The sequence below is a fragment of the Plantimonas leprariae genome (genome assembly GCF_008802405.1).
Lineage (GTDB): Bacteria > Pseudomonadota > Alphaproteobacteria > Rhizobiales > Rhizobiaceae > Plantimonas > Plantimonas leprariae.
The window spans coordinates 1-8,367 of record NZ_VZDO01000033.1 but is presented as its reverse complement, the minus strand read 5'-3'; the positions used below and the strand labels follow the sequence as shown (position 1 = coordinate 8,367).

7 protein-coding genes are annotated in these 8,367 nt (G+C 69.8%); 1 reads left to right on the top strand and 6 read right to left on the bottom strand.

All coding sequences use genetic code 11. From position 1 onward, the window contains the following. The first annotated feature begins 140 nt into the window (after window positions 1–140). Window positions 141–1,658: a DNA cytosine methyltransferase gene (locus tag F6X38_RS23130; protein WP_150974089.1), complete on the top strand. Its 1,518-nt coding sequence runs from the start codon at window positions 141–143 to the stop codon at window positions 1,656–1,658. Window positions 1,659–1,869: 211 nt separating this feature from the next. Here the strand turns inward: F6X38_RS23130 and F6X38_RS23125 are convergent, their stop codons facing one another. The 6 genes from F6X38_RS23125 to F6X38_RS23100 all read right to left on the bottom strand — a co-directional run. Continuing rightward, on the bottom strand, window positions 1,870–2,262 hold the full coding sequence (locus F6X38_RS23125; RefSeq protein WP_150974087.1) for a tautomerase family protein: 393 nt from the start codon (window positions 2,260–2,262) through the stop codon (window positions 1,870–1,872). A gap of 52 nt (window positions 2,263–2,314) precedes the next feature. Beyond that, window positions 2,315–3,121 (bottom strand): 5-deoxy-glucuronate isomerase, encoded by an 807-nt coding sequence (gene iolB, locus F6X38_RS23120; protein ID WP_150974085.1) that lies wholly within the window; start codon window positions 3,119–3,121, stop codon window positions 2,315–2,317. 12 nt (window positions 3,122–3,133) lie between these two features. Beyond that, window positions 3,134–4,972 carry a 3D-(3,5/4)-trihydroxycyclohexane-1,2-dione acylhydrolase (decyclizing) gene (gene iolD, locus F6X38_RS23115; protein WP_150974084.1) on the bottom strand — a complete coding sequence of 613 codons (1,839 nt, stop codon included), beginning with the start codon at window positions 4,970–4,972 and terminating at the stop codon, window positions 3,134–3,136. Between the two features lie 2 nt (window positions 4,973–4,974). Beyond that, window positions 4,975–6,879, bottom strand: a complete 1,905-nt coding sequence (locus tag F6X38_RS23110) for a bifunctional 5-dehydro-2-deoxygluconokinase/5-dehydro-2-deoxyphosphogluconate aldolase (RefSeq protein ID WP_150974082.1) — start codon at window positions 6,877–6,879, stop codon at window positions 4,975–4,977. Window positions 6,880–6,944: 65 nt separating this feature from the next. Continuing rightward, window positions 6,945–7,766 (bottom strand): TIM barrel protein, encoded by an 822-nt coding sequence (locus F6X38_RS23105; RefSeq protein ID WP_150974080.1) that lies wholly within the window; start codon window positions 7,764–7,766, stop codon window positions 6,945–6,947. Between the two features lie 18 nt (window positions 7,767–7,784). Then, window positions 7,785–8,367: aldehyde dehydrogenase family protein (locus F6X38_RS23100; protein ID WP_150974077.1), on the bottom strand; the 583-nt coding region annotated here is incomplete at its 5' end.

Below are 8,367 nucleotides of genomic sequence, written 5' to 3'. Positions count from 1 at the left end.
CGACATCATGTCGGTCGTGCTCGAACGGGACGACCGACTGGAACGCCCGGTGATCAAGATCCCCGTCGAAGGCGCTGGTCCGCGGCATCCCGGCGAAGCCCCGGACAGGGAAGTCGCCACTCGCCTCGCTGGACGGCGCCATGCGCTCGTTCTCGCGTAACGTCGTCGAGGAGATCGGCCGGATGGTCGCGCTCGCCGCCGACGCGGACGCGTTCGACGAGACGCGGCTCGCCGAGCTCGCTGTCCGCGCGCGGGTGCTGGTCCCGGTCGTCGCGGCCCTCGCGACGCGCACCGCCGGCGGCGCCGAGCCGCGGCCGCACCCGCTGATGGAGGCCGTCTCCGAACTCGCGAACGGCGACAATGAGGCGGTCCTGCGGTCCGCGGCCCTTCGGCTCGCCGGCATCGCCGCTGCGAAACCGAGCGCCGGCGACGCGCCCGCCGTCCCGGCGACACCCGCGGCGCCCCGGCCGACCGCCGTTCCGACGGGCATCCGGTCGACGTCGTCCGTGTTCCGCCACGGCCTCACCGCGTTCGAGATCTGCGCGGGCGGCGGCGGCCAGGCCGCGGGCCTGGCGAAGGCGGGCTTCCGCCACGTCGGGCTTGTCGAGCGCGACCCCTCGGCCTGCGAGACGCTGCGCGCGGCGTTCGGTCCCGACCACGTCGTCGAGGCGGACGTCGTCGGCTACGAGCCGGGAGACGTCGGCCCCGTCGACCTGCTGGCGGGCGGGGTGCCCTGCCAGCCCTTTTCCCAGGCCGGGGAGCGGAAGGGCGTGGCCGACGACCGCGACCTCTTCCCCGAGGCCCTGCGCCTGGTCGAGCGGTTGCGGCCGCGCGCGGTCATGCTGGAGAACGTGCCCGGCATCTTCGCGCCCGACAACGACATGCATCGGTTCTCCATCCTCGCCCAGTTCGAGGAGATGGGCTACGCTACCGAATGGCGGAAGGTCGACGCCACGCACTTCGGCGTGCCGCAGAAGCGGATCCGCGCCGTCCTCGTGGCGTTCAGGGACCGGAAGGCGATGGCCCGCTTTTCGTGGCCGGAGCCCGTCCACCGCCACGGCGACGACGCCCAGACGGTCATCTCGGCCCTGTTCAACCAGTTCGTCTCGCGGGGCTGGACGCCGACCGAGGAGTTCATGTCGGGGATGGACCGCCCCTCGCCCACGGTCACCGGCGGCAGCGACAGGAAGCAGGGCATCGACTTCGGCCAGCGCAAGACGGCGCTCGTGTGGGGCGAGATGGGCTTCGTCCAGACCCGCATCGGCAACCACCCTCCCGCGGAAGACCACGAAGGCCCGGTCGAGGCGACCAACGTGATGCTCGCCGCCCTCCAGGCGTTCCCGTTCGACTGGCCGTTCCGGGGATCGAAGAAGGCAGTGTTCCGGCAGGTGGCGAACGCTTTCCCGGCGCCGGTCGCCATGCACCTCGGCTGCGCGATCGCCTCGGCGCTGACCGGAGAGCGCTTCGATCCCGCCCGGCAGCACGTCCACGAGGCGATGCGCTGGAACCACGTCGCGCACCGGCGTTACTTGCCGGAGGAGATCGCGCGGCAGGAGGCGGCGCGCGCGCCAGCCTCGTCGCCCAGGACGGTCGAGATCCCGTTCGCCAGGCTCAGGGCCGCGTCGGACATGTCGAATGGAGCCGGGTCGCCGAGCTGACTCCCGGCACCCCGGCCCCGGCCGCATCCACGAAGTTCGGGTTCTGTCGACCATCCGACGGATCGCGACCGAAACGGCGGCCGCCGGCCTTCGACGACAAGGGGTTTCCGGGACGGCCGCCGCACCGGGCTGCCGTCGACAGCGTTGCGGGCGGCCCCGCGGCTGCGCCCTGGCGCCGTCGGCCGCGCGACTGCCCCGGATGCGCGTCCCGCTAGGACAGCTCGCCCGTCACGAACTGCGCTTGGCCGTTGCCGAACGACCAGTCCTCGTCCGAGTTCTGCGTGAACGAGACCTTCACGTCGGACGGCTCGATCCCGCACCGCTCCCGGAGGGCCGAGCAGAGCCTGTCGTAGAAGGCAAGTTTCGCCTCCCGCGACCTCGGGCGGGACACGACCTCGACGAGGACGAAGCGCTCCGTCCGGGGGATGTCCAGCCCGGTGTCGAGGGCGCGCAGATGCGACGGCTCGTGCTCGTTGAGAACCTGGTACCGGTCCCGCGGCGGCACCCGAAAGGATTCGACCATCGCGTCGTGCGCGGCGTCGAGCAGCCTGTCTGTTTCGGCGGCCGAACGGCCCCGCAGGACGTGGAACTTCATCAGCGGCAAGGCGTGCCTCCGGTGCCGGGTTCGAATCGCTCGGATGCCCCCACTCCGGGGCTCAGGCGTCGCGCTTCATGATCCATTCGACGGCGGGATCCGGGACGAAACGCCACCTGCGCAGCGGCCCGGCCATGACGTTCAGGTAGTACATCTCGAAGCCATAGGGTGCGCCGCAGGGATGGTGACCCCTGGGCACCAGCGTCACGTCGCCGTCGTGGACCGCCATCGTCTCGTCCAGCGTCCCGTCGTCGGTGTAGACGCGCTGGACGCCGAAGCCGGATGCCGGGTTGAGGCGGTGATAGTAGGTTTCCTCGAGGTAGGTGATGCGCGGGAAGTCGTCCTCGTCGTGGCGGTGCGAAGGATAGCTCGACCAGTGCCCGGCGGGAGTGAACACCTCCGTGACGAGAAGCGAGTCGCAGAAGTCCTCGTTCTCCATCGCGATGTTGTTGATGTGGCGGGTGTTGGTACCCTTGCCCCGCGCCGTGAGCTGGATGCCGTCCGGACCGATGCGGCGCGCGTCGTGGCCGCCCCGGCCGGGCGCCGAGCAGACCGCGATCGTGCAGTCGGTTGCGGCGGTAGCCTTCCAGTCCTCGCCGTTCGGCACGTAGAGGCAATGCGGCGGCGTCTTCTCGAAGACGTCCATCCGCTCGCCGAGCGTGCCCCAGTCGCGGCCTGCCGCCCGGAACGACGCCTTGCCCTCCACCATCACGAGGACGACCTCGTCACCCTTCGTCGCGTCCGCCGCGGTTTCGCCTTCCCGCAGGCGGTGGAGCGAGAAGCCGACGTACCGCCAGCCGGCGGACTGGCGGGTGATCTCGTGCACCTTGCCGTGCGTGCCGAAGGGCTTGCGAAGCAGTTCGGCCATGACGTCCGATCCCTAGTTGAAGGTGCGCTGGAGGGCGGCGCTGGCGTCGTAGCGCCGGCGCGCTTCCTCGAGCCGCTCGGGTCCACCGACCGCCGGGACGGCGACGTCCCACCAATGGCCGCCGGCGCCGGTTCCCGGTACGGCGTCGGTGTCGATCACGACGACGCTCGGCACATCGCGACCGCGCGCCTCGACGATCTTTGCTTCAAGGTCGGCGATGTCGGCGGCCTTCACGGCGTGCGCGCCCATCGAGCGGGCGTGGGCGACGAAGTCTATCTCCGGCTGCGCCTCGACGGCCGAGTCCTTGTACATGTTGTTGAACTCGGCGCCGCCGCACTCGATCTGGAGGCGGTTGATGCATCCGTAGCCCCGGTTGTCGGTGAGGACGACCGTGAAGGGGATGCGCCGCATGACCGCGGTGGCGAGCTCGGAGTTCGCCATCATGTAGGAGCCGTCGCCGACGAAGCAGACGACATCCTTCTCCGGGCTCGCGATCTTGATGCCCATCGCCCCGGCCACCTCGTAGCCCATGCAGGAGAAGCCGTATTCCATGTGGTAGCCGCCCCGGGCGGACTGCCACAGCACCTGCAAGGCGCCCGGCATCGTGCCGGCGGCGCACATCGCCACTGTCTGCTCCGTCGCGGTGCGCTGCACCGCGCCGATCACCTGAGCGTCGGTCGGCAACGCGTTGCCCTGCGGCTCGGGCGCGTCGGTGACGCGCCGCACCTCGGCGAGCCAAGCCGTCTTCGCGGCCGAATCGTGCGCGTCGAAGCGAAGGTCGCCGAGCGCCTCCGACAGACGTTCGAGCGCGACGCGCGCATCGGCGACCAGCGGCACGGCGAGGTGTTTCCCCGCGTCGTAGGGGTGGAGGTTGATCGAGACGAGCTTGCGACCAGCGTTGCGGAACAAGGACCACGATCCGGTGGTGAAGTCCTGGAAGCGGGTGCCGACGCCGATCACGAGATCGGCCGCCATGCACAGCTCGTTGCCGCAGTCCGAGCCCGTGACGCCCGGCGAGCCGAAGTTCAGCGGATGCGTCGCGGCGAGCCCGCCCTTGCCGGCCTGCGTCTCGACGAAGGGGATGTTGTGGCGCTCGACGAAGGCAGCGAGCACGTCCTCGGCGCCCGAGTACAGCACGCCGCCGCCGGTGACGATCACCGGGCGCGAGGCCTGCGCGATCATCTCGGCCACGTCCGCGATCTCCCGCCCGTCCGGCTCGGGCCGACGGATGCGCCAGACGCGCGGCTCGAAGAAATCGGCCGGGTAGTCGTAGGGCTCGGCTTGCACGTCTTGGCAGAAGGCGAGCGTCACCGGGCCGGCGTTTTGCGGATCGGTCATCACGCTCATCGCCCGCGGCAGCGCGGTGAGCAGGAGTTCGGGCCGGGAGATGCGGTCGAAGTAGCGGCTGACCGGCCGGAAGCAGTCGTTGGCCGACACCGTGCCGTCGTCGAAGTCCTCGACCTGCTGCAAGACCGGGTCGGGACGGCGGTTGGCGAAGACGTCTCCCGGGATCAGCAGGATCGGCAAGCGGTTGACGTGTGCCAGCGCCGCCGCCGTCACCATGTTCAGCGCCCCCGGACCGATCGACGAGGTCACCGCCATGGCGCGCCGACGCTTCCTCGTCTTCGCATAGGCGATCGCGGCGTGCGCCATGGTCTGCTCGTTCTGGCCGCGCCAGGTCGGCAACGCGTCGCCGACGCCGTGCAGCGCCTCTCCGATGCCAGCGACGTTGCCGTGGCCGAAGATCGCCCACACCCCCTCGATGAACCGCTCGCCGTCCTCGGCCATCTGAACGCTGAGCCAGCGCATCATCGCCTGCGCGGCGGTCAGCCGGATCGTTGCCTCACTCATGCCTACTTCTCCCGGGCGGCTTCTCGCGCCGCGTCCCAAACCTCGCAGAGCCGGGCGTAGCGGCGGACCATCTCGGTGACCGCCGCCGCATCGTCCGTCTCGCCCCTCATCCAGGCCCGCGCCGCGTCGCCGAAGATCGTCCGCCCAACCGCGAAACCCCGCACCAGGTCGAAGGCGGCTGCGACCTCGAACGACGCCGCCAGCTCCGCCTCCGGCGCATCGAGCCCGAGCACGACGATGCCGCGGGTGCGCGGATCGTGTTGCTCGATCGCGGCGATGGCGTTCTCCCACGCGGCGGCGGTCCTCAATGGCTCCAGCTTCCACCAGTCGGGGTAGACGCCCGCCGCGTAGAACTGCTCGATGAGCGTGGCGTTCGTCGCGTCGTCCACGGCTCCGACCTTGGATGGGATGATCTCCAGCAGGAACTCCAGCCCGTTCCGGCGCGACGCCTCGAACAGCCGCTTCACCGTCTCCTCTTGGGCTGCGCGCAAATCCGGCGCGTCGTCCGGATGGCAGAAGCACAGCACCTTCACGACGTTGTCGCGCGCCCACTCCTCGAGACCGCCGCAGTCGAGGCCGAGTTCGGGTTCCAACGTCAGCGGCCGCGAGCCCGGCCACTCACAGGGGCGCCCGACCCACAGGCCCGTGCCCGCGGCCGCATGCAGCGCCCGGCGGCCGATGCGGTTGTCGCACAGGATGCCGAACCCGGGACGCCCACCCTGCACCCCCACGGCGGCCTTCAGACAAAGTTCCTTGAACGCGCCGCCCTTCTCCAGCGTGTAGCCTTCCATCTGCTCGAGCTGCATGCGGTGGTCGAAGGCGAAGACGCGCATGGTCGACCAGTCGCCCTTCCGGTTCGTCGCCCAATGCACCTGCTCGAGTTCGCGGTCGTTGCGAAGGTCCGGCCGCACCACGCCGCGCCGAAGGAAGAACTCCAGCTCCTCCTGGCTCGGATAGGCCGGCGTGCAGCCGTGCCGCGACACCGCGAAGGCGCCGCAGGCATTGGCGTATTCGAGCGCCGTCGACCACGGCTGGTCGTCGAGCCAGCCCTTGAGCAGCCCGGCGAAGAAGCCGTCGCCGGCGCCGAGCACGTTGAACACCTCGATCGGGAAGCCTGTCCCGGCCTGCGCCTCGTCGAGGGTCGCGGGGACCGCGCCCTCGATCGCCACCGCGCCCTTCGCGCCGCGCTTGCACACCAGCGTGGCGTCCGTGGCCTTCCGCACCGCCCGCAGCGCTTCCAGCGTGTCGGTCGAGCCGCCGGCGATGTGGAACTCCTCCTCGGTGCCGACGATCAGGTCGAAATGGTGCAGCGTCGACCGGAGCTTCCGGGTCACCGCCGAGCTCTCGACGAAGCGGCTCTCACCCTCGCCGTGCGTGGCGACACCCCAGAGGTTCGGGCGGTAGTCGATGTCGAGAGCCGTCCGCGCCCCGTGTTCCCGAGCGACGCGGAGCGCCTTCAGGACGGCGGCCTCGGTCCGCGGGTTCGAGAGGTGCGTACCCGTCACCACAAGAGCCCGCGCCCTGGCGACGAAGTCCTCGTCGATGTCTGCCTCGGTGAGGCCCATGTCGGCGCAGTCGGTTCGGTAGAACAGGAGCGGGAACTGCTGCTCGTCGCGGATGCCGAGGATCGCCAGCGCGGTCAGCCGATCGGGATCGGTCTTGACGCCCCGCACGTCGACGCCTTCCCGCACGAGTTGCTCCTTGATGAACCGACCCATGTGCTCGTCGCCGACCGCGGTGATCACCGCGCTGCGCAGGCCCAGCCGCGCCGCGCCGCAGGCGATGTTGGTCGGCGAACCGCCGATGTATTTCCGGAACGAGCCCATGTCCTCCAGCCGCCCGCCCACTTGCGCCCCGTAGAGGTCGACGCTGGAGCGGCCGATCGTGATGACGTCGAGGGTCGGCATAGCGAGAGCTCCGTTCATTCCCTGTCCTGCATGCCGGACGTCGCCGGCCCCCTCTGCACCGCGGGTCATGGCCGTGCCCGGCGTTCGTTCGACGGTCCGCGTTGTGCTCCGGCGCGAACGAACGACATGCTGTCGCGCAGGGCGCCTTCGGGGTCGGCGAGGTCGTGCACTTCGGTCGCGAACGGCTCGAACGAGAACGGGCCACGGTAGCCCGCGGCGGCGAGGCTGCGGATCTGCGAAAGGTTCTCGAGCCGATCGTCGGCGTCCACCAACACACGGTGGGCGTCGAGCATGTCGGGGACGTCGACATCCGTCGTCGTCACGCCAGAGATGTGGACGAGACCCGTCCAGTCCGGAAAGTACGCCGTCTCGCCGGCGAGGTGGTGGTGGAACGTGTCGTGGACGAGCCGGTAGACTTCCGCGCCATCGGCCACCTCGATCGCTTCGATCGCCGCGCGCTTGGTACGCAGCGAGGAGATCGGGAAGCCGAGCGGCTCGACGAGCCCGGTCAGCGAACGCTCTTGGAGTATCGGCGCCATCGCCTTCAGGGCGGCGACGATGTCCTCCTGCGGGATTGGCTGGCCGTCGTTCAGCGGGCACATAACGAGGGCCTTCGCGCCGCACTCGGCGGCGTAGTCCGCCAGCGCCTCGGCACGCTTCGGGAGATCGCCCGACCAGACGTTGAACGGATAGAGCGCGTTGATCGACAAGATTTCGACGCCCGCCGCCGACGCCGTGGCGCGCACTGCGGCCGCCGGGACGGTGCCGACGACGTCCGGGATGTCGTTGCGGATCTCAATCCGGCTGACGCCGAGCCGACGTGCCATCGCGACGAAGTCGCCGAAGGGCAGCTTCGGGACCGAGATGTGGTTGACGGCGAAGTCCATGACGATGCCTTCCACGGCTCACCGCATGACGGGCATGGAGAACTCGGCGCCGGACTTGATGCCGGACGGCCAGCGGCTGGTGACGGTCTTCGTCCGGGTCCAGAACTTGATGGCATCCGGCCCGTGCTGGTTGAGGTCGCCGAAGACGGAGCGCTTCCAGCCGCCGAACGAGTGGTAGGCGAGCGGCGTCGGGATCGGCACGTTCACCCCGATCATCCCGATCGGAACTCTGGAGGCGAAGTCGCGCGCCGCGTCGCCGTCGCGCGTGTAGATCGCGACGCCGTTGCCGTATTCGTGTTTCGCGGGGAGCGACAGCGCCTCCTCGTAGTCCTTGGCGCGCACCACCGAGAGAACGGGGCCGAAGATCTCCTGCTTGTAGATGTCCATGTCGGGCGTCACGCGATCGAACAGGCAGGAGCCGACGAAGAAACCGTCCTCGTAGCCCTGCATCCGGAACTGGCGCCCGTCGACGACGAGTTCGGCGCCTTCCTGCACGCCCTTCTCCACCAAGCTCAGGATCTTCTCCTTGGCGGCCTTCGTCACCACCGGGCCATAGTCTGCGCCTTCGTCCGTGTAGGGGCCGATCTTCAAAGCCTCGACC

What these genes read in the sequence shown, in the direction of transcription:
- F6X38_RS23130 (WP_150974089.1), top strand. Translation starts at nt 141, where the DNA reads ATGCGCTCGTTCTCGCGTAACGTCGTCGAGGAGATCGGCCGGATGGTC.
- iolB (WP_150974085.1), bottom strand. Translation starts at nt 3,121, where the DNA reads ATGGCCGAACTGCTTCGCAAGCCCTTCGGCACGCACGGCAAGGTGCAC.
- iolD (WP_150974084.1), bottom strand. Translation starts at nt 4,972, where the DNA reads ATGAGTGAGGCAACGATCCGGCTGACCGCCGCGCAGGCGATGATGCGC.
- F6X38_RS23110 (WP_150974082.1), bottom strand. Translation starts at nt 6,879, where the DNA reads ATGCCGACCCTCGACGTCATCACGATCGGCCGCTCCAGCGTCGACCTC.
- F6X38_RS23105 (WP_150974080.1), bottom strand. Translation starts at nt 7,766, where the DNA reads ATGGACTTCGCCGTCAACCACATCTCGGTCCCGAAGCTGCCCTTCGGC.